Here is a 25,460-nt window from a genome sequence, read left to right on the forward strand (position 1 = left end):
CCTTCCCCGAGCTGGAACCCCTGTGGTTCGAGACCAGCGCAGGCCCTGACCAGGTGTTGCTGCTCACGCGTGAGCAATTGGGCTGATTGGCCCGAAACCTGCCTCCTGGCCACCGCGGCCGAATAATTTTCCTGAGTTGTCTGTTTAAATGATTACCCTTAAAAACGTGGTGCTGCGTCGCGGCTCCAAAGTGATTCTCGACAGCGCGTCTGTCACCCTCAACCCCGGCGAAAAAATCGGCCTGGTGGGGCGCAATGGCGCGGGCAAGTCTTCGCTGTTTGCCATGCTCAACGGCACGCTGCACGAAGACGGCGGTGAGTTTTACATTCCCGCCCAGTGGCGCATGGCACAGGTTGCCCAGGACATGCCCGAAACCGAACAAAGCGCCACAGACTATGTGATCGAGGGTGACGTGGTATTGCTGGCCGCGCAGGCCGAGGTGACGGCCGCCGAAGACAGCGGCGACGGCGACCGCATGGCCCACGCCTACATGGACCTGTACGATTCCGGCGCGCACGACGCGCAGGCGAGAGCCCAGGCGCTGATCCTCGGCCTCGGCTTCAAGGTCAGCGAGCTCGACAACCCGGTCAACAGCTTTTCCGGCGGCTGGCGCATGCGCCTGCAACTGGCGCGCGCGCTGATGTGCCCGTCCGACCTGCTGCTGCTGGACGAGCCGACCAATCACCTGGATCTGGACGCTCTCGTCTGGCTGGAAGCCTGGTTGCAGCGCTACCAGGGCACCATGCTGGTCATCAGCCATGACCGTGAGTTCCTCGATGCCGTGACCGACGTCACAGTGCACATCGAACGCGCCAAGCTCACGCGTTACGGCGGCAACTACAGCAAGTTCGAAGACCTGCGCGCCGAGCAGATGGCGCTGCAGCAGGGGGCTTACTCCAAGCAGCAGGACAAGATTGCCCATCTGCAGAAATTCATCGCCCGCTTCAAGGCCAAGGCCAGCAAAGCCAAGCAGGCGCAAAGCCGCGTTAAGGCGCTGGACCGCATGGAGAAAATCGCCCCGCTGCTGGCGGAAGCCGATTTCACTTTCGAGTTCAAGGAACCGGCGAATCTGCCCAATCCCATGCTGTCGATGCAGAACGCTTACTTTGGCTATCCGGCGCCGGAAGATGCGCCAGAAGGCACAGCGCCGACCGTCATCGTGCAAAACGTCAGCAAGTCGGTGCTGGCCGGCCAGCGCATCGGCATCCTGGGCGCCAACGGCCAGGGCAAGTCAACCTTGGTCAAAACCGTGGCACGGGCGCTGGCCCCCATCAGTGGCGAGATGACCGAAGGCAAGGGGCTGAACATCGGCTATTTTGCCCAGCAGGAACTCGACGTGCTGCGCCCGGCCGACAACCCGCTGGAACACATGATCCGCCTGGTCAAGGAAGTCACCGCCGCGGGCAAAATGGGCAACCAGCCGACACGCGAGCAGGACCTGCGCAGCTTCCTGGGCAACTTCAACTTCGGCGGCGACATGGTCAAGCAGGCCGTGGGCAGCATGAGCGGCGGCGAAAAGGCCCGCCTGGTGCTGTGCATGATCGTCTGGCAGCGCCCCAACCTGCTGCTGCTCGATGAGCCGACCAACCACCTGGACCTGGCCACGCGCGAGGCGCTGTCCATGGCGCTCAACGAGTTCGAAGGCACCGTGATGCTGGTCAGCCACGACCGGGCATTGCTGCGCGCCGTGTGCGACGAGTTCTGGATGGTGTCCCAAGGCGGTGTCGCGCCCTTCGACGGCGACCTGGACGACTACCAGAAATATTTGCTGGACTATGCCAAGCGCCAGCGCGAAGAAGCCAAGAAGTCCGGCAGCGGTGGCACTGCGGTGCCTGCCGCAACCGCTACCAAATTAGTAGCTACCAACGCACAACCGGCGGGGGCTTCTGCCACTTTTGATGCAAAAAAATCAGTCAGCAAGAAAGAAGATGCCCAGCGCCGTCAGCAACAGTCCGACAGCACCAAACCACTGCGCAAGGAGCTGGAAAAAATCGACCAGCAGATGCAGGCGCTGAACACCGAGCGCGACACGCTGCAGGCCAAGCTGGCCAGCACCACCGCGCCCGCGGAAATGGCCCAGAACGGCAAACGCCTCAAAGCCATCGAAAACGAAATCGGCACGCTGGAAGAACGCTGGCTGGAACTCACCGAGCAGATCGAAACCTCCCTGGCCTGAGGCTCTTCGATCTCAGCGCGGGGGCTTGGGGTTGCAGCTCTAACCCTGTCTGGCATTTGGCGCTAGAGTGCCTTCATGCCCACTGCCCTTCAAATGGCCTCCGACGACGCAGCTTTGCAGGCTGCCGTCATGCGCGGCCGCAAGCTGTTGAACAAACGCGCCATGGTTGCTGCCGCGGCCAGCGCCGTTCCCCTGCCCGGCCTGGACTGGGCGGTGGATGCAGCCATGCTGTCCAAGCTGATCCCCGAAATCAACAAGGAATTCGGCCTCACGCCGCAGCAGCTTGACCAGCTTGACCCGACGAAACGCGAGCAGGTCCAGAAAGCCGTCGCCCTGGTCGGCTCCGTGCTGATCGGAAAGCTCATCAGCCGCGAACTGGTCCTCAAGGCAGCAACGAAGATCGGCATGCGCCTGACGACGAAACAGCTCGCCAAATATGTGCCTTTTGCGGGCCAGATCGTTGCCGCCAGCGTTGGATATGCCGCGATCCGATACCTGGGTGAAGAGCACATGAAAGATTGCATCCGCGTGGCGCGACAAGCGCATCTGGAAGTGCCGTTGCTAGGGTATTCTTCCGTCCCTTGATCGGCACGCTCGCCGCACACAGCCATCAATGAACACTCAGGCCCCCGGACCCAGGAAATGGCTTTGAAATGGATGGAATGGGTACTTCGGTGCACCATAGCAATCGTCGCAATCATTCTCGCGCTCGACCTTGTGTATTTCGTTCAAGGTTCTCTGGAAATGTTTCCTTCCGAGGAAAGGCAATCCGGGATCAGGGAGGTGACCGGACTTGCTGCGGTGGTGCTTTGTCTGGTGGAGGCAGCCCTTTGCCTGCTTCTGCGGCGTGTCAGACGGGCATCCTCGTGACGCCCGTCTTCGGCTCATTCAATTCTTCACCCCCGAATTCAAGCCGCCAATAAAAAAGCGCCTGACTTTTCAGTCAAGCGCTTCGGATTTGGTGGGTTCTGCGAGATTCGAACTCGCGACCTACGGATTAAGAGTCCGCTGCTCTACCAGCTGAGCTAAGAACCCAAATAAAATTTGGTGGGACGTGCGGGGGTCGAACCCACGACAAACGGATTAAAAGTCCGCTGCTCTACCAACTGAGCTAAGGCCCCGAGGGAGCATCTTTCGATACTTCCCGGGCTTTGCTGCATCGCGTGCAGCAAAGCCTTGAATTATAGCGTCATTTTTTTGCGCATCGCAAACTCACCCAGCAATTTTGCCGAGTATCCAGCCCGCCGCGCACAGCCCGAAGGTGGAGGTCACGCTGACGACCGAACCATAGCCGTGGCAGTTGAGGCTGCCATCGCTTTGGGCGTCGTCTTGAACTTCGCATGCTTCGGGCACAGTGCCTTCCGCCGAAGTGTCCGCGGCCAGCGCGGCTGGCTGCAGCACCGCCTCGCGGCTGAACACGCAGGCCACACCGATCTTTCCCTTGCGTGCCGCGCTCTGCTCTTTGCGCAGGCGATAACGCAGTTGCGCGAGCAAGGGGTCATGCGTGACCAGGGACAGGTCTTCAACGTCAACCTTGTGCGCGTGGCGCTTGCCGCCGGCCGCGCCGACACTGATGAAGTTGGCCTTGCATCGCATGGCCCACGCAGCCATGGCGGTTTTGGCCCTGACCTGGTCGCACGCGTCAATCACCGATACCGCGCCGTCGCCGAATGCATCAAGCCCGGCAATCGCCGGCCAGTTGGCCGCATCGACAAATTCTTCCACACAGTGCACGTCGCAGCCGGGGTGGATCTGGGCGATGCGTTCACGCATGGCCTGCACCTTGGACTGGCCCAACGTGCTGCTGAGGGCATGGACCTGCCGGTTGATGTTCGACTCGGCGATATGGTCCAGGTCAATCAGCGTGAGCCTGGCCACGCCGCTGCGCGCCAGCGCCTCAGCGGCCCAGGAGCCAACGCCGCCCAGCCCGACCACGACGACATGGGCATTGCGGATTTTTCTGGCGCCTGCCGCCCCATAGAGACGCGCCAGGCCGCCGAAACGGCGACCCAGATCGGCAACAGACCCAAGAGCCCCTTCCCGGTCAGCAGGGGCCGCGGAACCGGCTTTGCCGGGCCGCAGGCGCAGCGCCCCCTCGGGGGGCAGCGCAGTACGCGAAGCGACAAGCGTGGGGGTCATCAAGCTTCCAGCCGCCAGACCTGGTAACGAATGCCGGCCACACAGCCGGCCAGGATGGCCGCTACGGCGACGATGCTGGTGGCACTCAGGGTCGAAATGCCCGACAGCCCCTGGCCTATCGTGCAGCCCATGGCAGTGACGCCGCCTACCCCCATCAGCACGGCGCCCACCAGGTGATTGCCGGTGTCTTCTGCATCGCGAAACCCCTCCCAGCGGAAACTGCGTGACAGCAGCGAATACACCGCCGAACCGGCGACCACGCCGAACACTGACACGATGCCTATCGTCAGCAGCTTGGTCTTGTCGCTGAAAAACATGAACCAGTCCACCGTGTAGGCCACCGGCGAGACAAAACTCAACGCCTCCATGCGGCCGGAGTTGGTGGCCAGAAAGGTTTCCTCCAGCGTTTCCGGGTGTTCGGCGACATAAGCGAGATGGCCGCTGACCCACCACATGCCGACAATCACCGCACCAATGCCAAAGCCGGCCAGCAGATTGTCAAAGCTTCGGAATCCGGAACCCGCCAGGGCCCAGACAATCAGGCCACCGCCCAGCATCAGCGCAAGAACCAGCCCGGCCAGCGCGGGCGTCACACCGGTCAGGCCGGCAGCCCAGTTGGGCAGGGCCGCATTGCCGGAAAAATCGATGGCCACACGGTCTACCGTGGCAACACGCACCACCGCCGTGATGCCCTTGAGCGTGGCAAAGGCGGCCACCGCCATGACCAAAAACACGACCAGTGACTTGAGGTTGCCGCCGCCTATACGCACGAGCGTCTTGCTGCCGCAGCCCGATGCCAGCACCATGCCGAAGCCGAACATCAACCCACCAACCAGCGCTGACAGCCAGATAAAGCGGTTCGATGCGTACAGTGTTTTGGACGGATCAATCAGCCCGGCTGCGGCCATGCCATAAAACCCGATCATGGCCACCCCGATGGCCAGGCCCCACATGCGCATGCGTGTCCAGTCGCCCATGTTGACGATGTCACTGACCGCGCCCATGGTGCAAAAGTGCGTGCGCTGGGCAATGGCGCCAAACAGGGCGGCCAGAACGAAAGCCGCCCAGAGAACCTGGGCGGTGAGTGCATTGAGTTGGGAGATATCCATCCCCCGATTTTAGGGCTGTATATCGTCGATAAGCCCCAACCCCCTTTTCCCAGCGCAGCGCCGAAGGCACGCAAAGCGGCCAGCGTGAGGACTCTATTCCAGCGGGGGCCGCGGATCTGGCTCTGCCAGTCCGCAGGCGCGGCGCCCCCTCGGGGGGCAGCGTAGTACGCGAAGCGACAAGCGTGGGCGCTTTACTTCAATTTGGCCACACGTTCCTTGGCGACTGAAGCGGCCTCCGACTGCGGATAGGCTTTGAGCAGGTCTTCAAGTGTCTTGCGTGCGCCCTTGACGTCCTTGAGCTCGACCTGGCAGTTGGCCACCGCCAGCACGGCTTCCGGGGCACGCATGTGCTCGGGGTCGGCCGCCACCAGCGCGCGGAAATTCACCATGGCGTCACGGTAGTTGCGCAAGGCGTACTGGGCGTTACCCAGCCAGAACAGGGCTGGCGCCTTGTAGCCGCTTTGCGGATAACGCTTGAGAAAATTGGAAAAGGCAACTTGCGCTGGCGCAAACTCCCCTTTGCGCAACACCGCCAGCGCCGCTTCATATTCCTGCTTTTCCGCCGGGTCTGCCGTGAACTCCCTGCCATCGACCGTTACTTTGGAAGGTTCGAACCTGCTGAGCCTGTCGTTCACCCCCTGCGACATATCCTTCTGGGCGCGCTGGACTTCGGACAGTTCGCGGGCGAATTGTTCGTCCTGCCCACGCATCCTGGCCAGTTCGTTGCGCAGTTGCTCGATCTGGCTGGACAACTCGAGCAGGCTGCGGCGCAACTGCGCGTTTTCCTCGCCGGACCGGCGCAATTCTTCTGTCAGGCGCTGCTGCGAAGCATCCAGCCGCTGGCGTACCTCCAGAATGGCCCGTCGAGCCTCATCGTCTTCAAACAGGGCAGCATGGGCACTGAACGCGAGTACACAGGCCAGCACGCAACCCAGCGCGCGCAGCGCAGTCCGAAAATTCTTCAAGATCAATGCTCCGGCTTAGCGATAGTTGAATTCAGCGCGGCGGTTTTTCGAGTACGCCTCTTCATCGGCGCCTGTCACGGCGGGCTTTTCTTCGCCAAAGCTCACTGCCTCGATCTGCGCATCGGTGGCGCCCAGCAGACCCATCGCGCGGCGCACGGCCTCGGCACGCTTTTGGCCCAGCGCCAGGTTATATTCGCGGCCGCCGCGTTCGTCGGTGTTGCCTTCGATCACCAGTTTGCGGTCTTTGTTGGCACTCAGGAAACGGGCATGGGCTTCAACCGTTCCCTGGAACTCCGGCTTGATAACAAAACTGTCGTAGTCGAAATAAATCACCTTGGCCGCACCGGGAGGGCCGGCAAGCGACGGGTCGGTGGACCCGATCAACACCGGCGCCACATCGCGGCCGGGAACGCCGGAGGCGCCTCCCGTTCCGGACTGGTCGGAAGGCGTGGCTGTCCTGTTTTCCACAGGGACGTCGCTGAGTTTGACACCTGAGCTGCAGCCGACCAGGGCGGCTGTCAGGGCGATGATGGAGGCCAGTGAAATCAGGATACGTTTCATGGGGAGTGCTTTCGTAAAAGTTAAGGAATGAGGTCCGGCTGGAAGGACTACGGAGAATTACCTCTGGAAAGGTCCCCAGTCGGGCTCGCGTATGTCGCCGGTGGATCCAGTCAGGCGGGCTTTGATCTTGCCGTCCAGCGTGGTGGTGAGCAGGGCTTCCCTGCCCTGCTGTTGGGTGGCGTAGACGATGAGCCGGCTGTTGGGCGCAAAACTCGGGCTTTCATCGGCATTGGTGTCGGTCAGCGCAATGGCGGCTCCCTTGCCAAGCTCCATCAGGTAGAGCTTGAAGGCGCCATTTACGCGTGAAATATAGGCCAGCCAGCGGCCATCAGGGCTCAGGGCCGGCGATATGTTGTAACTCCCGGTAAAGGTGACCCTCTCCACATTGCCGCCACCCGCGCCCATGCGGTAGATCTGCGGGGAACCGCCCCGGTCACTCACGAAGTAGACGAATTTTCCGTCCGGGGAAAACGCCGGCTCGGTGTCAATGCTGGCCGATTGGGTCAAGCGGCGCGGCTCGCCGCCTGCGGCCGAAATGGCGTACAGCTGCGAGCCGCCATCGCGGCTCAACGTCGCCACCAGCTGGTTGCCGTCGGGCGCCCAGGCCGGTGCGCTGTTGGAACCACGGAAATTGGCCAGCAGGCGGCGTTTGCCCGAAGCCACGTCGTGCGCATAAATGACCGGCTTGCGCGACTCGAAGGACACATAAGCCAGTTGTGAGCCGTTCGGCGACCACGAAGGGGAAATGATGGGTTCAGGACTGGTCAGTGCCGACTGGGCACCCTCGCCGTCCGAGTCCGCCACCCACAGGTTGTAGCGCGGTCCGACCTTGGTCACGTAGGCAATGCGGGTGGAGAAAACGCCTTTTTCGCCGGTCAACTTCTCATAGACAAAATCGGCAATGCGATGGGCCGACAGGCGCAGATCGCCCTGCGTTACCTGATAGCCCTGCCCACCCATGTCCTGCCCGCGCACAACGTCCCAGAGCCGGCAGCGCACGTCATAGCGACCATCGGCCAGGCGGGTCACGCTGCCGGTCAGCAGGGAGTCGGCAGCGCGCTGGCGCCACACGGACAGGTCGGGCCTGGCGCTTTCGTCAAGGTTCTGGCCGCTGGCGTCCACTGCGCGAAACTGGCCGCTGCGCTCCAGGTCGGCCTGCACAATGGCAGCGATTTTTTGCGGGGACTGGGCGTCGCCGCGGAAACTGGCGACAGCAATCGGCAACTGGGTCAGCCCGACCCCCGAGACTTCGACCCGAAACTGTGCCCAGGCCGGCAGCACCATGAGGGAACCCAGGCCGCCGCTCAGGCCTGCGATGAAACCGCGGCGGCCGGAAAGCAGGTTTGCCGTGGAAGAAGAATCAGGTTTTTTTGGATGCATTTTGCTGGTTCAAACAATACAAGGTGAAGTACTTACCGAATGCGGCCTGGGCCTGCATGGCACACACGGCGAACCCCATGCTGCCGTCGAGGAGGCCCAGGCGAAAAAAATAACTTTTCACGAAGGCCATCAGGCCCGATGTTACCGCCCGCGGCATGGAACTGGTCTTGCCGCGCGCGTGCGCCTGCTCGGCCCAGGCCAGGCTGTACTGCTCCAGCTTGCGCCAGTAGTGTGTGGGGGTGGGGTAGCTGTAATGCAGCAGCCGGTTAACCAGGCGGGAGGGCCCACCCTCCTTCAGGATGACGCGCTCGTGCACCAGGTCGTCGCTGAACTCGGCATGGCCGCGCCGGAACAGGCGCAGCACGGGGTCCGGGGTCCAGCCACAATGGTGAATCCACTGCCCGCAGAACTGCGTGAGCCGGGGGATTTCGAAGGCATGGACCGAAGGAGCGTGCATGGCTTGCTGTATCTCGGAGGCCAGTTCCGGCGTCACCCGCTCGTCCGCGTCAAGCGACAGCACCCATTCCTGGGTTGCCAGACCCAGCGCGATATTTTTTTGCGGACCGAAGCCGGGCCAGGCCGTGGTCTGCGTAACTTCCGCGCCAAAAGCACTGGCAATGGCGCGGGTGTTGTCGGTGCTGGCGTTATCAACCACAACCCACTGGTCGGCGAACCGCACGGACTCCAGGCATGCCTGCAAATTGGCCTCTTCATTTTTGGTGATGATGATGACGGAAAGAGTCATGGAAGTCGGATGTTGGTGAGTTTTGCAAGGCAGCCACCACCATTCAAAGCTTCCGCAGACAAGCCAGTCATTCTGGGTGATGCCTGCAGTTGCGCTTGTAGGAATTGGCCGTCAATTGTTCCACGATAATGCAGGCTTGCTCACTTCACCTTCCCCCCGCGCGGCGCTCATGCCAAAAACTGCCGTCCCTTCCCGCACTGTTCCCGGTGAGCCGTTCCCCGGGTGCGCCGTGTCGCTTGTGCCACGCCGCATCTGCCAGCCAGGCGCACTAACACGCTCCCGCCGCGAGGTGAAGGTTTGACGACCGGTGAATTACCGGCGGCCGGCGGTGCCCCTGTCGCTGTCTCGCCCGCCCCCATCGGCCAGCGCCTGCGTCGCATCTGGCCCTACTTCAGCCAGTCCCCTAGCGCCTGGGCCATTGCAATTGGCGCCACGGTGGTTGCTTCCGCGACCGAACCGCTGGTCCCCGCCCTGCTGCAGCCCCTGCTGGACAAGGGCTTTCGCAAGGGCGGCATCGACATCTGGCTCGTTCCTGTGTCACTGCTGCTGCTCTTCGGCGTTCGAGGTTTTGCCGGGTTTGTGGCGCAAATTGCGCTGGCCAAGGTCACCAACCTCGGCTTGCTGAGCCTGCGCAAGGCCATGTTCCAGAAGTTGCTGACGGCCCGGCTGGACCTGTTTTCCAGCCAGTCGGCCAGCACGCTGGCTAATACCGTGGTCTACGAGGTCCAGAACGGCTCGGCCATGCTGGTCAACTCGCTGATGGGCCTGACGCGGGATTCGCTAACCCTGGTGGCCCTGTCCAGCTATCTGCTTTACCTGAACTGGAAGCTGACCTTGATTGTTGCGCTGCTGATCCCGGCCGTGGCCTGGGTCATGCGTGTGCTCTCCAGCCGCCTGTATCGCCTGACCAAGGCCAGCCAGGGTGCCACCGACTCGCTGGCCTATGTGGTCGAGGAAAACATTCTGGCGCACCGCGACATACGCCTGCATGCGGCCCAGGCCGGGCAGGCACAGCGCTTTGCGCAATTGAGCGACGCCTTGCGGCGTCTGTCGATGAAATCCGTCGCGGCATCGGCGGCCATGACGCCCACTACCCAGATGCTGGCAGCTGTCGCGCTGTCGGCGGTGATTTCAGTGGCCCTGCTGCAAAGTTCCAGCGATGGCACCTCGGTCGGCTCGTTTGTGGCGTTCGTAACCGCCATGCTGATGCTCGTCGCACCGATCAAACATCTCTCGGAAGTGGCCAGTCCCATCACGCGTGGCCTGGCGGCGCTGGAGCGCGGGCTGGACCTGATGGAAAAGACCCCCGACGAGCCGGGCGGTAATTTCTCGAAACCCCGGGCGCAAGGGGAAATCCGTTTCACGAACGCCCGGGTGGCCTACAGCGAAGACGGTGCCCCCGCCATTGATGCGCTGAACCTGACCGTGCTGCCAGGCGAAACCGTGGCCCTGGTGGGGGCATCGGGTGCAGGCAAAACCACGCTGGTGAACCTGTTGCCGCGTTTTGTTGAACCCACCTCCGGCACGATTGAGCTCGACGGGCACGAACTGCGCGAATGGCAGATCGACGCGCTACGCAGCCAGTTCGCGCTGGTCAGCCAGCACGTGGTCATGCTCAACGACACGGTGGCCGCCAATGTGGCCCTCGGCCAGGCGGTGGACCGCGACAAGGTGCGGGCCAGCCTGAAAGCGGCCAACCTGGAGCGCTTCGTCGCGGACCTGCCGCAGGGCATGGACACCCTGGTGGGCCACAACGCCACGCAGTTGTCGGGGGGGCAGCGGCAGCGCCTGGCGATTGCCCGGGCCCTGTACAAGGACGCACCGGTGCTGATCCTGGACGAAGCAACTTCCGCCCTGGACACCGAGTCCGAGCGTGCGGTGCAGGAAGCGCTGCAGCGCCTGATGCGCAACCGGACTACGCTGGTGATCGCGCACCGCCTCTCCACCGTGCAGCATGCCAGCCGCATTGTGGTGATGGACACCGGCCGCATTGTCCAAACCGGCACGCACACGGAACTGCTGGAGCGCGAGGGCCCCTATTCACGCCTGTACAAACTGGGTTTGTACGATGCCGATCTATCGCAAAGCTCGCCAGTCGCGCAACTCTCATGACAATTTCCATCAGTGGTTTCACCTTTATTCGCAATGGCGTCGAACTGGGTTTCCCGTTCGAAGCATCCATTCGCTCCCTGCTTCCGCTGGTCAATGAGTTCGTGGTGGCGGTGGGACGCGGCAGCGACGAGACACTGGCCCGGGTGCTGGCCATTGGCGACCCGAAAATCCGCGTGATCGAAACCCTCTGGAACGAGCGCATGGCCGACCGCGGTTTTGTCTATGCCCAGCAGAAAATGATTGCGCAGTACTCCTGCACCGGCGACTGGGCCTTTTATCTCGAAGGAGACGAGGTGGTCCACGAAGAGGACCTGCCCGCGATCCGCGCCAGCGTCGAGAAACACCATGGCAACCCCGCGGTGGAGGCATTGGTCTTCGACTACCACCACTTTTATGGTTCGGCACACTGGGTCTCTGTCAGCCCCGGCTGGTACCGCCGCGAGTGCCGCCTGATCCGGAACACCCTGCGCTCCTATGCGCCCGACGGCCAGTACTGGCTGGTGACCACCGAGCACAAACGCCCGCGCAATCCGCAGGCGGCACTGGCCAACGCCCACATCTACCACTATGGCTGGATCCGCCGCAACGAGGACATGCAGAAAAAGCTGGACCAGGTCAGCAAATACTGGGCCGACTCAACGACCATGCAGATCCGCTACAGCCAGTTCGATGCGCGCGCACTGGAGGCTTTCAAGGGGACCCACCCCAAAGCCGTGCAGGAATGGCTGCTCACGGGGGCCGAGCAGGAGCTGCAGATCGACCCGGCTTACAAGCCCACCCGCAAGGAAAACAAATACTACCTGATGCGGAAAATCGAGTTGCTGACCGGCCTGGACTTCAGCCGGAAACATTTCAGGCTGGTAGCCTGAGCGCTGGTCTCAGCTCTGCGCCTCGGCCAGCGACTCAAAATACACAGCGTCCTGCTGGCGCGCGATGTCCGGCCACTGATAGCTGCTAGCAAACGCCCTCGCCTGGCGACCCAACTGCTGCCGCAGCGCCTCGTCGCCGAGGACCTGCTTGAGGGTGCCGGCCAGTTTCGCGGCATCCTGCGGATCGTCCAACAGCAGCGCATCGGCACCGTGGCTGAGCAGGCTGGAAATGCCGCAGTAAGCCGCACTGCTGACCACCACCGGCAGGCCGTGCGCCATGGCCTCCAGAACCACCATGGCAAACGTGTCCTCCAGCGTCGGGTGCACCAGGCAGTCCGCCGCGCGGTATGCAGGTGTCACGTCCTGCAGCGAGCCGAGAAAAAACACGCGCTCCGCCACGCCTTCCGCCTGCGCCTGGCGTTCAAAGACAGGTATTTGCCCCGGGTTGCCTACCACGGCCAACACCACATCGGCCGGCAAATCCCTCAGCACCTGGAGCAGCGTCCCCAGACCTTTTTTGCGGTAATCATTTCCCACGAGCAGCAGACAGCGGCCTTCTGGTGGCAGGCCCAGCTGGATCCTGGCGCCCCTTTTTTTCGCGTCGTCGGATGGTGCATCAGGTAACACCACACCGGGTGTAATGATGCTGGTGGTTGCTGCTGTGCCCGGGTAGGTGATGGCCAGGGTGTCACCTAGGCTGGCCGACGTCACCACCACGTGCCGACCCTTGCAAGGCCTGAAACGCAGACGCTCCAGCCCCAGGTAGGTCAGCAGGCGCGGGCTGCTCCAGACCTTGGCCCAGGCCAGCAGACGCCGCAAGCCCGTCCGGCCATGAAAAAGATTGTGCTTCACCGGGAGTACATGCACGGTCTGCACCTGCCCATGCCAGGTGTTTTCATGCGAATGGACGATGTCAAAACCGTGCCGTGTGGCCCACCAGGTGGCTGTGGCGTACCAGAGCTGGTTCAGCCAGCGCGGTTTGCGCAACGGCATCGAAACGAGGTGGTAAGTCACGCCCGGGGCGTGATGCCTGATCTGCTGGGCAAACACGTGCATCTCGTGGCGCTGCGCGAGCTGCTCGACAAGCGCGATGGAATACCGCTCTGCCCCGCCGCCCGCCGGATCGAAAACACGATTCAGGACGGCAATACGCAACCTGCGCTGGGTCATCGGCTGATCCGGCGACGCATTCACCCGCGGTCCCGGTCTTCGTAGGCCGTCGCGATCTTGAGCCAGAACACCGGCAGGCTGGTCGAACGCACGACAGGTACCCGCGGCAATTCCATGAGATTGTTCATGACGGAACTGCGACCGCGGCGCGTGGTGGTCACGGTCTGGAAGCCGGCCTGCCGGGCCATCAGCACATGCTCCGGGCCGTACTCGCCGAAGGGATAACAGAAGTGTTGCACGGGTGTGGCGAGCAAACCTTCGAGCGCAAGCTTGTCCCCGGTCATTTCAGCGAGCGCCGCCTGCGCGCCGATCTGCAGCAGGCGGGCGTGGTTTTGCGTGTGTGACCCCACCTCCTGGCCACCGGCCACCCAGAGGCGCAACTCGTCAGCATCCATCAGTGGCACCTGCACGACTCCGATGTCCTCGTCCCACACATTGGTTTTGCCCAGCAGCCTGCTGACCGCATAACAGGTCGAGGAAAAGCCATGACGCTGCAGCACAGGCAGCGCATGGGTCAGGTTGTTCTGGTAACCGTCGTCAAAGGTGATGCCCACCACCTTGCCGGCTTTTTCCCCGCGCAAATAGGGCAGCAGCCCGCTCATCGACAGGCCCTGGTAGCCCAGCAGCTTGAGCAAGGCCATCTGCCGCGCAAATGAAGCTGGCGCCACGCAAAGGCTGCGAAACGGTGCCGGCTTGGGTGGCGCTTCGCTGATCTGGTGGTAAACCAGAATCGGTATCGGGCGCTGGGGAATTGCGGTGTCGGGCATGCGAGGCGATGGCAGTGTGTCAGAGCAGGACGATGTCGTACTGTTCCTGCGCCATGGCGGTTTCGGACTGCAGCGAAATCGGCTTGCCGATAAAGTCGCTCAGGCCCGCCAGGTGCTGGCTTTCCTCGTCGAGAAACAGCTCGATCACTTTCGGCGACGCAATCACCCTGAATTCTTTCGGATTGAATTGCCGGGCCTCGCGCAGGATTTCACGCAGGATGTCGTAACTGATGCTGCGCGCGGTCTTGACTACGCCCTTGCCCATGCAGGCACTGCAGGGTTCGCACAGCTGATGCGCCAGCGATTCGCGCGTGCGCTTGCGTGTCATTTCCAGCAGGCCCAGCGCCGAAAAGCCGTTCACATTGGTCTTGATGCGGTCGCGCGCGAGCTGCTTCTGGAACTCCGCAAGCACGGCATCGCGGTGGCTGGCCTGCATCATGTCGATGAAGTCGACAATCACAATGCCGCCCAGGTTGCGCAGCCGCAATTGCCGCGCTATCGCCTGCGAGGCTTCGAGGTTGGTCTTGAAAATGGTGTCGTCAAAATTGCGTGCACCGACAAACCCGCCGGTGTTGACGTCCACCGTGGTCAGCGCCTCGGTCTGGTCGATGATCAGGTAGCCGCCCGACTTCAGGTCCACCCGGCGCCCCAGCGCCTTGGCAATTTCCTCATCGATGTTGAAGAGGTCGAAAATCGGCCGCTCGCCCGAATGCAGCTGCAGGCGCTGCAGGGTGGCGGGCATGAACTCGGTGGCAAAACGCTTGAGTTCTTCATGCTGCTCGCGCGAGTCAATGCGTATGCTCTGGGTGGTTTCGACCACCAGATCGCGCAGCACGCGCTGCAGCAGGCTCAGGTCCTGGTGCAGCACCGAGGTGGGCGGCAGGCGCAACGCGGCCTCCTTGATGCGCGCCCAGGTCTTGCGCAGGTAGGCGATGTCTTCGCCCAGTTCCGCATCGGTGGCGTCTTCGCCGTTGGTTCGCAGGATGAACCCGCCGCCCATGTCCGAGGTCAGGGTTTGCAGACGCTTGCGCAGATCTTCACGCTGCGCGGCAGGGATTTTCTGCGACACACCGATGTGGTTGTCCTGCGGCAGGAACACCAGCAGGCGGCCGGCAATGCTGATTTGCGCCGTCAGCCTGGCGCCCTTGGTCCCTATCGGGTCTTTGAGCACCTGCACCATCAGCGACTGGCCTTCGAACAGCTGCTTCTCGATCGGCTGCAATGGCGCCGCCGAAGTACCGCCGTTGTCCGCATCGGCGTGCCGGCTGTTGATGCTGCTCATCAAATCAGCCACATGCAGAAAAGCGGCGCGGTCCAGCCCGATGTCGATAAACGCTGACTGCATGCCCGGCAATACCCTGACCACTTTGCCCAGGTAAACATTGCCGACCAGGCCGCGTTCCAGTGTGCGCTCCACATGCAGCTCCTGCACCGCGCCGTACTCGACCACTGCCACGCGGGTTTCCTGGGGCGACCAGTTGATCAGGATGTCTTGTTGCATGTTTTGTCCCGGGGATTATATTTTCAGGCCCACAGCTTTTAGCAGCAGCGTGGTTTCATGCAGGGGCAGGCCCATGATGCCGGAATAACTTCCGCTCATGTGCGCGATGTGCATCGCCACCCTGCCCTGGATGGCGTAGGCGCCGGCCTTACCGAGCGGCTCACCGGTGGCCACGTAGGCGCGGATCTGCGCCGCGCTCATGGGTGCAAACGTCACCCGCGACACGCTCAACGCCCGCACCCGCTTGCGGCCCAGTTGCACCGCTACCGCAGTCAGGACACGGTGGGTTCGTCCAGCCAGTTCAGCCAGCATGCGCCCGGCGTGGGCCGCATCGTCCGGCTTGCCGTATATGCGGCGCCCCAGCGCCACCGTGGTGTCCGAGCACAACACCGGAGCCGCCGGCAGGCCGCGCCGCCTGAGCCGCGCCACGGCAGCGTCCAGCTTGAGCTGCGTGACACGCTGAACATAAGTGCTCGGAGCCTCGCCCGGAAGCACGGCCTCGAGCGCCTCGCTGTCCTCGCTGGCGTCGGGCAGCAACAACTCGCAAGACACGCCCAATTGCTCCAGCAATTGCCGGCGCCGCGGGCTTTGGGAGGCAAGGTAAATAAAGTCAGTCATATTGAAGTCACGAAGCAACCGCAGATCCCCGATCCAGACAAGCAGGGGCCGCGGGTCCGGCTCCGCCGGCCCGCAGGCGCAGCGGCCCCCTCGGGGGGCAGGGCGCTACACGCAGTGAGCAACCGTGGGGGCATCATTCCCTGTGATACGGGTGGTTCACCGTGATGCTCCAGGCGCGGTAAAGCTGCTCGATCAGCAGCACACGCACCATGGCATGCGGCAGGGTCAGGTCGGACAGGCGCAGGCGCTCGTGCGCCGCCTGCTTGAACGCGGGGTCCAGCCCGTCCGGCCCGCCGATGATGATGGCCACGTCGTCCCCTTCGCGCTGCCAGGCCTTGAGCTTGTCGGACAGCGCCACCGTGGTCACGGCGGTGCCGCGTTCGTCCAGCGCCACGATGCGGGTGCCCTTGGGCAGCACCGCCTCAATGCGCTGGCGCTCCGCAGCCAGCAGGTTTTCGAGTGTTTTGGAAGCGCGCGGTTCGGTCTTGACGGCCTTGAGCTCGACACGCAGCTCGGGCGGAAAACGCTTGGCGTAGTCGTCGTAGGCGGTTTGCGCCCAGTCGGGCACCTTCTGTCCGACGGCGACAATCGTCAGCCTCATTTGCTCCGGGTCGTCGTTTTCTTCGCGGCTGGTTTTTTGGCTGCGGTTTTTGCAGCCGTTTTCTTCGCAGCGACCTTTTTGGCAGCCGGAATCTTGACGATGGGTGTTTTGGCGGGCGCCTTTTTCACAGCGGTTTTGGCGACTGCCGTCCGCGCGGGTTTGGCCGCAGGCTCTGCAGCGGGTGCGGCGGCGTTGCGTTTGGCAGTCCAGTCGGTCATCTTGCCGACCCGGCCCACATAAGTGCCGTCATCGGTTCTGGCGACGACTTTTTTCGCGACAGGTTTCGCTGAAGCCTTGCCGGAAGTTTTGGCACCGGCACGCGACCTGGCCGGCTTGGGCACTTCTTCGACCTCGGGCTTGGCCGCCTTGACCAGCGGTGCGGGTGCGCCGAGCTTGAGCTTGACGGGCTTGTCGCCCCACAGCTCTTCGAGGTGGTAGTACTGGCGGATGGTCGGCTGCATGATGTGCGCCACGGCCGCGCCGCAATCGACAATGATCCACTCGCCGTTTTCTTCACCTTCGATGCGTGGTTTGGAAAAACCGGCATCGCGCACGGCATCGCGCACGCTTGCGGCCAGCGCCTTGGTCTGCCGGTTGGAGCTGCCCGACGCAATGATCACGCGCTCGAACAGCGAAGTGATGTGTTCTGTGTCAAACACCTGGATGTCTACCGCCTTCACATCTTCCAGCCCATCGATGATGGCTCGCTGCAGTTTCTGGACGTCTTTTTTGGCAGCAGTGCTGGGGATGTTGGCAGGGGTGGAAGTCATGCAGTGGTTTGCTTCAATGAAAGGGAGTTAACTGTAAATTACGGGGAAATGTAAAGCCTATGGCGCTCAATATAACGCGCAACCGGCTCGGGAACCATGGGAGTCCAGGCCTGGGGGCTGGTGTTGCCTGAACTGATTTGTCGCCGTATGGCGGTAGCGCTGACCGGCATCAGCGGCAACTGCAAGGTCAAAACCGCGTGCCTGGCCTGGGTTTCAAGGTCAAAACCGGCCTCTGCCCTTATCGGATCTGCACGGTTTGCTATACAAATTATAGCTATTTCCAGAATGGCCTGCCAGCGGTGCCATGTCTTCAGGGCCGCGAACTGGTCGTTTCCGATGATCAGGTAGAGCTGGGCGCCGGGGTTTTCGGCCTGCAAGGCCTCCAGCGTGTCGATGGTGAAGCTGGGTCCGGCCCGCTGGAGTTCGCGTTCATCGACCACCACGTGGTCCAGCCCGGCAAATGCGAGCGTCGCCATGGCCAGGCGGTGTTCCGCCGCGCTCAAGGTCCTGGCCTTGTGCCAAGCCTCGCCGGTCGGGATGATATACAGGGTATCGAGTTTCAGTTGGGCCACGGCGGCCTGTGCCAGTGCCACATGCGCCAGGTGTGGCGGGTCAAACGAGCCGCCGAACATGCCAATGCGTCGCCCTCCAGGAGGCAAAACAGCACTCAAAGCCAGTCCCGCCTGACCAGAAACTCCGTGGTCAGCCGCTCTTCCGCCGAACCGGCTTCCACGGGCCGCTGGTAGGACCAGCCTGCCAGCGGTGGCATCGACATCAGGATGGACTCGGTGCGCCCGCCCGACTGCAGACCAAAGTGGGTGCCGCGGTCCCAGACCAGGTTGAACTCCACATACCGGCCACGCCGGTAAAGCTGAAAGTCGCGCTCGCGCTCGCCATACGCCATGTCCTTGCGCCGCTCGACAATCGGCAGATAGGCGGCCAGAAAGGCATCGCCAACCGAACGCATCATGGCAAAACTGCCGTCGAAACCCAGTTCCTGGAAGTCGTCGAAAAACACGCCGCCTATGCCGCGTTGCTCGTTGCGGTGCTTGAGGTAGAAGTATTCGTCGCACCAGGTTTTGAAGCGCGGGTATTTGTCGTCACCAAACGGCGCGAGCGCATCTTTGCAGGTCTGATGGAAATGGACGGCGTCTTCGTCGAAGCCGTAATACGGCGTCAGGTCCATGCCGCCGCCGAACCAGTACGCCGGCAGGCCCGAGGCCGGGGTGGCCGCCAGCATGCGCACGTTCATGTGCACGGTCGGCACAAAAGGGTTGCGCGGGTGAAAGACCAGCGAAACGCCCAGGGCCTCAAACGGCGCGCCGGCCAGCTCAGGGCGATGCTGCGTGGCCGATGGCGGCAGTTTCGGGCCGCGCACATGTGAAAACCCACAGCCGGCGCGTTCAAACACCTGGCCCTGTTCCAGAATTCGGGTAACGCCCCGGCCCTGCAAGGTTTCGCCCGGCTCTTTTTGCCACTCGTCGGCCGCAAAAGGCTGGCCGTCTACTGCGGCTATCGCACCGGTGATGCGCTCCTGCAGGCCCAGCAGGAAATCGCGGACGCCGGAAATGTCTGGGCTGTTCATGGGGAGGATGGTGTGGGTCCGTGCGCCAAAGGAGCGCGGCCTCAGGATTTGATGGCCCGAAAGCCGATGTCCTTACGGTACTGCGCACCGTCAAAATGAATGGCCTGCGCCACCTCGTATGCCCGGTGCTGCGCCTCCTTGACCGAGCTGGCCAGCGCCGTGACACACAGCACGCGGCCACCGCTGGTCACCACGCTGCCCTTGGTACCTCCCGGGGCAGTGGCCGTTCCGGCATGGAACACCACCGCATCTTCGGCGGCTGCCGACGGGCTGACCGTTGGCAGTCCCGTGACCGCATCGCCCTTGCGCGGACTGAGCGGGTAGCCGTGCGCGGCCATCACCACACCCAGCGCCACGCGGCGGTCCCATTCCAGCTCCACCTCATCGAGCTTGCCCGAGGTCGCGGCCATCATCACGTCGTACAGGTCCGACTTGAGCCGCATCATGATGGGCTGGGTTTCCGGGTCGCCCATGCGGCAGTTGAATTCCAGTGTCTTGACCTTGCCGTCGGGGGTGATCATGAGCCCCGCGTAGAGAAAGCCGGTGAAGGGAATGCCGTCTTTTTCCATGCCCTTGATGGTGGGCAGAATGATTTCGCGCATGGCCCGCGCATGCACCGTGGGTGTGACCACCGGCGCGGGCGAATAAGCACCCATGCCACCTGTGTTGGGGCCTTCGTCGCCGTCGAGCAGTCGCTTGTGGTCCTGGCTGGTGGCCAGTGCGGTGACGTTTTTGCCGTCGCACAGCACGATAAAGCTGGCCTCCTCGCCCTGCAGGAACTCCTCGATGACCACGCGTGCACCGCCGGCGTTGTGCGTCACGCCCAGCGGATTGAAGCTGGGGTCAGGCGCCAGCATGAACTCAATGGCCTCGTGTGCTTCGTGCAGCGTCATCGCTACCACCACACCCTTGCCTGCTGCCAGGCCGTCGGCCTTGACCACAATCGGTGCGCCCTTCTCGTCCACATAGGCGTGAGCCGCGGTTGCGTCGGTGAAGGTTTCGTACTCGGCCGTCGGAATGCCGTGGCGCTTCATGAAGGCCTTGGAGAAAGCCTTGGAGCTTTCCAGCTGCGCCGCAGCTTTTGTCGGCCCGAAAACCCGCAGGCCGTGGGCGCGGAATTCATCGACGATGCCGGCCGCCAGCGGCTGCTCCGGGCCGACAACCGTCAACGCTATCTTTTCAGTAGCTGCCCATGCCCGTAGTTCATGGACGTCCGTGATGTTGACGTTCTCAAGCCGGGGGTCGAGCGCGGTGCCGCCATTGCCCGGTGCCACATACACCGCCTGCACTTTGGGCGACTGGGCCAGTTTCCAGGCGAGCGCGTGTTCACGGCCGCCGCCGCCGACCACTAAAACTTTCATGCGGAGACTTTCATTTGTTTGGATTTTTATTCGGAAATCGCAGCGTTGTGAAAGACGTCCTGGGTATCGTCCAGGTCTTCCAGAATATCCAGCAGCCGCTGCATTTTGTGGGCATCGTCCCCACTCAGCTCAATCATGTTGTCAGCACGCATGGTGACCTCCGCCACTTCAGGCGTCAGCCCGGCTGCCTCCAGCGCGTGCTTCACGGCCTCAAAGCCGGTGTAAGGCGTCAGCACCTCGATGGCGCCGTCCTCGTGCGTGATCACATCGTCGGCGCCGGACTCCAGCGCCACTTCCATGATCTTGTCTTCGCTGGTCCCGGGCGCAAAAATCAGCTGGCCGCAGTGTTTGAACTGGAAAGCCACCGAGCCTTCGGTTCCCATGTTGCCGCCGTGTTTGGAAAACGCATGGCGCACCTCGGCCACGGTACGGACCTTGTTGTCGGTCATGCAGTCAACGATGATGGCCGCACCGCCTATGCCATAGCCTTCATAACGCACTTCTTCGTAATGAACACCTTCCAGGCTGCCTGTAGCCTTGGCAATACCGTATTTGACGTTTTCCAGCGGCATATTGGCCGCCTTGGCCTTTTCAGCGGCAAGACGTAGTCGCGGGTTGGTACCCATGTCCCCGCCGCCCATGCGGGCCGCCACCATGATCTCGCGCATCACACGGGTCCAGATGCGCTGGCGTTTCTCGTCCTGGCGACCCTTGCGGTGCTGAATATTCGCCCATTTACTGTGACCGGCCACGGAAATCCTTTGGAATTGATTTAATCTGCAAGGCGTATTTTACTTTTTCACATAGAGGACACCCCATGGCCGAGCCCTTTTTGATTGCCAGGAATGCTTCCACCACCTGTGAGCTGCTCCCGGCGCTGGCCAACCGCCATGGCCTGATCACCGGTGCCACCGGCACCGGCAAAACGGTGACCTTGCAGACCCTGGCTGAAAACTTCTCGAAAATCGGCGTTCCGGTCTTCATGGCCGACGTCAAGGGTGACCTGGCCGGCATCAGCCAGGCCGGCAGCATGGGCGAAAAAATGGGCGCCGTGCTGAAAGAACGCGGCATAGACAAGCCCGAACCGCTGGCCTGCCCCACCACCTTGTGGGACGTGTTCGGCGAGCAAGGGCATCCGGTGCGTGCAACCGTGTCCGACATGGGCCCGCTGCTGCTGGGCCGCATGCTGGGCCTGAACGAAACCCAGGCCGGCGTGCTGAACCTGGTGTTCAAGATTGCCGACGACGCCGGCATGCTGCTGCTCGACCTGAAAGACCTGCGCGCCATGCTGCAGCATGTGGGCGACAACGCCAGCAAGTTCACCACCGAATACGGCAACATCAGCGCCGCCAGCGTGGGCGCGATCCAGCGCGGGCTGATGCAGATCGAAACCCAGGGCGGCGACAAGTTCTTCGGCGAGCCCATGCTCAACATCAGCGACTTCATGCAGACGGTGGACGGCAAAGGGGTGATCAACATCCTGGCCGCCGACAAGCTCATGAATTCGCCGCGCCTGTACGCCACTTTCCTGCTGTGGATGTTGTCCGAGTTGTTCGAGCAGTTGCCCGAAATTGGCGACCCGGACCAGCCCAAGCTGGTGTTTTTCTTCGACGAGGCTCATCTGCTGTTCAACGAGGCGCCCAAAGCCTTGATCGAACGCATCGAGCTCGTCGTGCGGCTCGTGCGCTCCAAGGGCGTGGGTGTTTTCTTTGTCACACAGAACCCGCTGGATATTCCTGATTCCGTGTTGGCCCAGCTCGGCAACCGCGTACAGCACGCGCTGCGCGCCTTCACCCCGCGCGACCAGAAAGCGGTCAAGGCCACGGCCCAGACCATGCGGCAAAAGCCCGGCCTGGACATCGAAACCGCGATCACCGAGCTGGCGGTTGGTGAGGCGCTGGTGAGTTTTCTCGACAGCAAGGGCCGGCCCAGCATTACCGAACGCGCCTATGTGCTGCCGCCAGGCAGCCAGATCGGCCCGATCACGCCGCAGCAGCGCCACGCGCTGGTGGCCAGCTCGCTGGTGACGGGTGTTTATGAAAAGGAAACCGACCGCGAGTCGGCCTACGAAATGCTGAAAGCGCGCACCGTGGCCGCACAAGCCGAGGTGGCAAAAACGGCGGAAGCGTCCGGCGGGCTGCTGGGCGGCATCAGCGATGTGCTCTTCGGCTCCAAAGGCCCTCGCGGCGGCCAGCGCGATGGCCTGGTGCAGTCGGTGCTGAAGTCCGAAGCCCGCGCGCTGGGGCGGCAGGTGCTGCGCGGTGCGCTGGGCACCATTTTCGGCGGCAAAAAACGCTGAACTTGCACCGGGACAGGGCCCACTGCAACGCTCTGTCGCATATTAACGACCCGGCAAAAGCGCCGGGCTTGTCAATCACGGCACGCATCGGTACATTGGATTTTTTGAAGGATCCGCAATGTCTGCTGAAGTTGCCGCCAAGCCTCTCGATCCGGCACCGGTACCCGCCTCGCCCGCCGCTGCCCCCAACTCCCCTGCCTCGTCCCAACACATCCGCCTGACCTCGCACGCCGGCGGTTTCGGCGCGCTGCCCATCCGCTGGGCGGCTGCCACTCCCACAGAGCGTGGCCCGGTGGTCGGCACCACCACTAAGCGCAGCCATCGCAACGTCATCGGCACACACAGCGGCTCCTACAGCGTGTACCGCGCACTCGCCATCGCCTCGGGTGCGCTCTCGGCAAAACACAAGGCCGACCTGACCAACACCTCTCCGACGGACGTTATCGGCCCCTACCCGCAATGGAGTGAACCCGGCCGCATCGTCGCCATGGACCCCTGGGGCGCGACGATTGCTGACGTGTTCAAGACCGAACTTGCCGCCGGTTACGACATCCGCCCGACCATTGCCGTGACGCAGGCGCACGTCATCCTTCCGGAAGTGATTGAAGCCCTGCAGTCTGGCCGCCTGAAGGCCGACGGCAAGTACCTGACCGCCGGCGGCGCCGCCATGGTGACCAAGGTGGCGGTCGAGCCGGTCTGGTACCTGCCTGAAGTCGCCAAGCGCTTTGGCTGCAGTGAAACCGATTTGCGCCGCGTGCTGTTCGAGGAAACAGGCGGCATGTACCCCGAACTCGTCACCCGCAGCGACCTGGAAGTGTTTTTGCCGCCGATTGGCGGGCTCACCGCCTACATCTTCGGCAAGCCGCGTGACCTGGCGAATCCCGACATCGAACTCACCGCCCGCGTGCATGACGAGTGCAACGGCTCGGACGTGTTCGGCTCCGACATCTGCACCTGCCGCCCCTACCTGACCCATGCCATTGAAGAGTGCATCCAGGGCGCGCAGCGCGGCGGCGTCGGCCTGGTGTCCTACTTCCGCAAGGAAGGCCGGGCACTCGGCGAGGTCACCAAGTTCCTGGTCTACAACGCCCGCAAGCGCCAGGTCGGCGGCGACACGGCCGACCAGTACTTCAACCGCACCGAATGTGTGGCCGGCGTGCAGGACATGCGTTTCCAGGAGCTGATGCCCGACGTGCTGAACTGGCTGGGCATACGCAAGATCCATCGCCTGGTTTCCATGAGCAACATGAAATACGACGCCATCACGCGCGCCGGCATCGAGGTTGTCGAACGTGTGAACATTCCCGAACACATGATTCCTGCCGACGCCCAGGTAGAGATGGACGCCAAGATGGCCGCCGGCTATTTCACGCCCGGTGCGGTGCCCACGGCCGAAGAGCTGAAGAAAGCCAAAGGCCGGGGGCTGGATGCCTGAGTCTGCAAAACAAACCAAAAACGCTATCAAAAAAGAAGCTACTGGCGCACAGCTGGCAAGGGCTGTAGCCGAATTACGCTCTACAAACACGATACGCAGGCGTGCCGCGGCCCTGCTCGAACGCGCGCGCCGTGGTGAGTCCGCCTGGTTCGCTGTCAACAACGGCGCCATGGTCACCACCGCCACACTGGTGGCCGAACTGACGCAGGCGCGCTACCCCAGCCTGAAAATTCCATACCACAGCCGCTGGCGACATTTCGAGGCCGGCGGAGTAGACCGGCTGGCGCAATTGAACAGCGCTCTCGACGATGCCTCTCCCGCTGAGAAGGCACGCGCGCAGATTGACCTGGCGCTGGTCAGCGTGCTGCTCGACGCCGGCGCCGGCCCCGACTGGATGTACTGCGAAGCGGCCGAAGGTGAACGCCCCGAGCACAGCTACAGCCGCTCCGAAGGCCTGGGCGTGGCGAGTTTTCACGCCTTCATGAGCGGACTTTTTTCCAGCGATCCTGCGCAGCCCCTGCAGGCCGACGCGCAAGGCCTGCTCGCGGTGACGGCCGAACGCTTGGGCGCGGCCTTCCAGGTGGCACCGGGCAATCCGCTGGTCGGCCTCGAAGGGCGCGCCGCCCTCCTGTGCCGCCTGGGCCAGGCGCTGCAGGACCAGCCCGCACTGTTTGGCCAACCCGGCCGCCCCGGCCAGCTGTTTGACCTGCTGACCCGGCAGGGCCAGGGCGCCATCCTCGCGCATGACCTGCTGAGCGTGCTGCTCACCGGCCTCTCCTCCGTCTGGCCGGCGCAGAACGCCATCGACAAGGTGGCGCTGGGCGACTGCTGGCGGCATGCGGCCGCAGGCAGCGAAGAGACCGGCCCCGGCAGCGGCTGGATGCCTTTTCACAAGCTCTCGCAGTGGCTCACCTACTCGCTGCTCGAGCCTTTTGAATGGGCCGGTGTGCGGGTTGACGGGTTGGACGCGCTGACCGGCCTGCCGGAGTATCGCAATGGCGGCCTGTTCCTCGATGCCGGTGTGCTGCAGTTCAAGGACCCGGCCCAGGCGGAGCGGCTGCACGCCGCGGGTGATGAGCTGATTGTCGAGTGGCGCGCGCTCACGGTGGCCCTGCTGGACGAACTCGCGCCGCTGGTGCGCGAGCAGTTAGGATTGAGCGCCGAGCAGATGCCGCTGGCCTGTGTTCTCGAAGGAGGCACCTGGGCCGCAGGGCGCGCACTGGCACAGCAATTGCATGGAGGCAACCCGCCTCTGAACATCCAAAGCGACGGTACCGTTTTTTGAAATCCGACTCTC

Annotated in this window: 23 protein-coding genes and 2 tRNA genes; 7 read left to right on the forward strand and 18 right to left on the reverse strand. The window is 62.9% G+C overall.

Annotated elements, in window-relative coordinates:
- Window positions 1-148 precede the first annotated feature (148 nt).
- Window positions 149-2,176, forward strand: coding sequence for an ATP-binding cassette domain-containing protein (locus tag ABI660_RS14880; protein WP_348069391.1), 2,028 nt, complete (start codon window positions 149-151; stop codon window positions 2,174-2,176).
- A gap of 75 nt (window positions 2,177-2,251) precedes the next feature.
- Window positions 2,252-2,761, forward strand: coding sequence for a hypothetical protein (locus tag ABI660_RS14885; RefSeq protein ID WP_348069393.1), 510 nt, complete (start codon window positions 2,252-2,254; stop codon window positions 2,759-2,761).
- A 374-nt stretch (window positions 2,762-3,135) separates the two neighbouring features.
- Here the strand turns inward: ABI660_RS14885 and ABI660_RS14890 are convergent.
- The 8 genes from ABI660_RS14890 to ABI660_RS14925 form a co-directional block, all read right to left on the reverse strand.
- A tRNA-Lys gene (locus ABI660_RS14890) sits at window positions 3,136-3,211 on the reverse strand.
- Window positions 3,212-3,221: 10 nt separating this feature from the next.
- A tRNA-Lys gene (locus tag ABI660_RS14895) sits at window positions 3,222-3,297 on the reverse strand.
- Between the two features lie 91 nt (window positions 3,298-3,388).
- Window positions 3,389-4,315: a tRNA threonylcarbamoyladenosine dehydratase gene (locus tag ABI660_RS14900; RefSeq protein WP_348069395.1), complete on the reverse strand. Its 927-nt coding sequence runs from the start codon at window positions 4,313-4,315 to the stop codon at window positions 3,389-3,391.
- Window positions 4,315-5,424 (reverse strand): YeeE/YedE family protein, encoded by a 1,110-nt coding sequence (locus tag ABI660_RS14905; RefSeq protein WP_348069397.1) that lies wholly within the window; start codon window positions 5,422-5,424, stop codon window positions 4,315-4,317. Before ABI660_RS14905 ends, ABI660_RS14900 begins: the two co-directional genes overlap by 1 nt.
- Window positions 5,425-5,615: 191 nt before the next feature.
- Complete coding sequence (gene ybgF, locus ABI660_RS14910; RefSeq protein ID WP_348069399.1) at window positions 5,616-6,389, reverse strand: tol-pal system protein YbgF; 774 nt, start codon at window positions 6,387-6,389, stop codon at window positions 5,616-5,618.
- Between the two features lie 15 nt (window positions 6,390-6,404).
- Complete coding sequence (gene pal / locus ABI660_RS14915; RefSeq protein ID WP_348069401.1) at window positions 6,405-6,950, reverse strand: peptidoglycan-associated lipoprotein Pal; 546 nt, start codon at window positions 6,948-6,950, stop codon at window positions 6,405-6,407.
- Window positions 6,951-7,007: 57 nt separating this feature from the next.
- Window positions 7,008-8,234: a Tol-Pal system beta propeller repeat protein TolB gene (tolB, locus tag ABI660_RS14920; protein WP_348069444.1), complete on the reverse strand. Its 1,227-nt coding sequence runs from the start codon at window positions 8,232-8,234 to the stop codon at window positions 7,008-7,010.
- Window positions 8,235-8,310: 76 nt separating this feature from the next.
- On the reverse strand, window positions 8,311-9,075 hold the full coding sequence (locus ABI660_RS14925; RefSeq protein ID WP_348069403.1) for a glycosyltransferase family 2 protein: 765 nt from the start codon (window positions 9,073-9,075) through the stop codon (window positions 8,311-8,313).
- Window positions 9,076-9,432: 357 nt separating this feature from the next.
- On the opposite strand from ABI660_RS14925, the gene msbA reads away from it, so the two are divergent.
- Complete coding sequence (gene msbA, locus ABI660_RS14930; protein ID WP_348069446.1) at window positions 9,433-11,187, forward strand: lipid A export permease/ATP-binding protein MsbA; 1,755 nt, start codon at window positions 9,433-9,435, stop codon at window positions 11,185-11,187.
- Window positions 11,184-12,056, forward strand: a complete 873-nt coding sequence (locus ABI660_RS14935; RefSeq protein WP_348069405.1) for a glycosyltransferase — start codon at window positions 11,184-11,186, stop codon at window positions 12,054-12,056. Before msbA ends, ABI660_RS14935 begins: the two co-directional genes overlap by 4 nt.
- A gap of 9 nt (window positions 12,057-12,065) precedes the next feature.
- Here ABI660_RS14935 and ABI660_RS14940 read toward each other — a convergent pair whose 3' ends face one another.
- From ABI660_RS14940 to ABI660_RS14985, 10 genes are all read right to left on the reverse strand, one after another.
- Window positions 12,066-13,226, reverse strand: coding sequence for a glycosyltransferase family 4 protein (locus ABI660_RS14940; RefSeq protein ID WP_348069407.1), 1,161 nt, complete (start codon window positions 13,224-13,226; stop codon window positions 12,066-12,068).
- 20 nt (window positions 13,227-13,246) lie between these two features.
- Window positions 13,247-13,993, reverse strand: a complete 747-nt coding sequence (locus tag ABI660_RS14945; RefSeq protein ID WP_348069409.1) for a polysaccharide deacetylase family protein — start codon at window positions 13,991-13,993, stop codon at window positions 13,247-13,249.
- A gap of 19 nt (window positions 13,994-14,012) precedes the next feature.
- Window positions 14,013-15,494, reverse strand: a complete 1,482-nt coding sequence (gene rng, locus ABI660_RS14950) for a ribonuclease G (RefSeq protein WP_348069411.1) — start codon at window positions 15,492-15,494, stop codon at window positions 14,013-14,015.
- 15 nt (window positions 15,495-15,509) lie between these two features.
- Window positions 15,510-16,112 carry a Maf family protein gene (locus tag ABI660_RS14955; protein ID WP_348069413.1) on the reverse strand — a complete coding sequence of 201 codons (603 nt, stop codon included), beginning with the start codon at window positions 16,110-16,112 and terminating at the stop codon, window positions 15,510-15,512.
- Between the two features lie 133 nt (window positions 16,113-16,245).
- Window positions 16,246-16,713 carry a 23S rRNA (pseudouridine(1915)-N(3))-methyltransferase RlmH gene (gene rlmH / locus ABI660_RS14960; protein ID WP_348069415.1) on the reverse strand — a complete coding sequence of 156 codons (468 nt, stop codon included), beginning with the start codon at window positions 16,711-16,713 and terminating at the stop codon, window positions 16,246-16,248.
- Window positions 16,710-17,483, reverse strand: a complete 774-nt coding sequence (gene rsfS / locus ABI660_RS14965) for a ribosome silencing factor (protein ID WP_348069417.1) — start codon at window positions 17,481-17,483, stop codon at window positions 16,710-16,712. Before rsfS ends, rlmH begins: the two co-directional genes overlap by 4 nt.
- 38 nt (window positions 17,484-17,521) lie before the next feature.
- Window positions 17,522-18,115, reverse strand: coding sequence for a nicotinate (nicotinamide) nucleotide adenylyltransferase (gene nadD / locus ABI660_RS14970; protein WP_348069448.1), 594 nt, complete (start codon window positions 18,113-18,115; stop codon window positions 17,522-17,524).
- A 35-nt stretch (window positions 18,116-18,150) separates the two neighbouring features.
- Entirely contained in the window at window positions 18,151-19,068 is a 918-nt protein-coding gene (gene hemF, locus ABI660_RS14975) for an oxygen-dependent coproporphyrinogen oxidase (protein WP_348069419.1), read from the reverse strand.
- A gap of 41 nt (window positions 19,069-19,109) precedes the next feature.
- Window positions 19,110-20,429 carry a phosphoribosylamine--glycine ligase gene (gene purD, locus ABI660_RS14980; protein WP_348069421.1) on the reverse strand — a complete coding sequence of 440 codons (1,320 nt, stop codon included), beginning with the start codon at window positions 20,427-20,429 and terminating at the stop codon, window positions 19,110-19,112.
- Between the two features lie 26 nt (window positions 20,430-20,455).
- The gene (locus ABI660_RS14985) at window positions 20,456-21,181 is read right to left on the reverse strand and encodes a YebC/PmpR family DNA-binding transcriptional regulator (RefSeq protein ID WP_348069423.1); all 726 of its coding nucleotides are present in this window, start codon (window positions 21,179-21,181) and stop codon (window positions 20,456-20,458) included.
- A 65-nt stretch (window positions 21,182-21,246) separates the two neighbouring features.
- On the opposite strand from ABI660_RS14985, the gene ABI660_RS14990 reads away from it, so the two are divergent.
- From ABI660_RS14990 to ABI660_RS15000, 3 genes are all read left to right on the forward strand, one after another.
- Entirely contained in the window at window positions 21,247-22,728 is a 1,482-nt protein-coding gene (locus tag ABI660_RS14990; RefSeq protein WP_348069425.1) for a helicase HerA-like C-terminal domain-containing protein, read from the forward strand.
- Between the two features lie 118 nt (window positions 22,729-22,846).
- Window positions 22,847-24,163 carry a GTP cyclohydrolase II gene (locus ABI660_RS14995; protein ID WP_348069428.1) on the forward strand — a complete coding sequence of 439 codons (1,317 nt, stop codon included), beginning with the start codon at window positions 22,847-22,849 and terminating at the stop codon, window positions 24,161-24,163.
- Window positions 24,156-25,448 (forward strand): URC4/urg3 family protein, encoded by a 1,293-nt coding sequence (locus ABI660_RS15000; protein ID WP_348069430.1) that lies wholly within the window; start codon window positions 24,156-24,158, stop codon window positions 25,446-25,448. Before ABI660_RS14995 ends, ABI660_RS15000 begins: the two co-directional genes overlap by 8 nt.
- Window positions 25,449-25,460 lie beyond the last annotated feature (12 nt).

The sequence above is a fragment of the Polaromonas sp. genome (genome assembly GCF_039930745.1).
Lineage (GTDB): Bacteria > Pseudomonadota > Gammaproteobacteria > Burkholderiales > Burkholderiaceae_C > Polaromonas.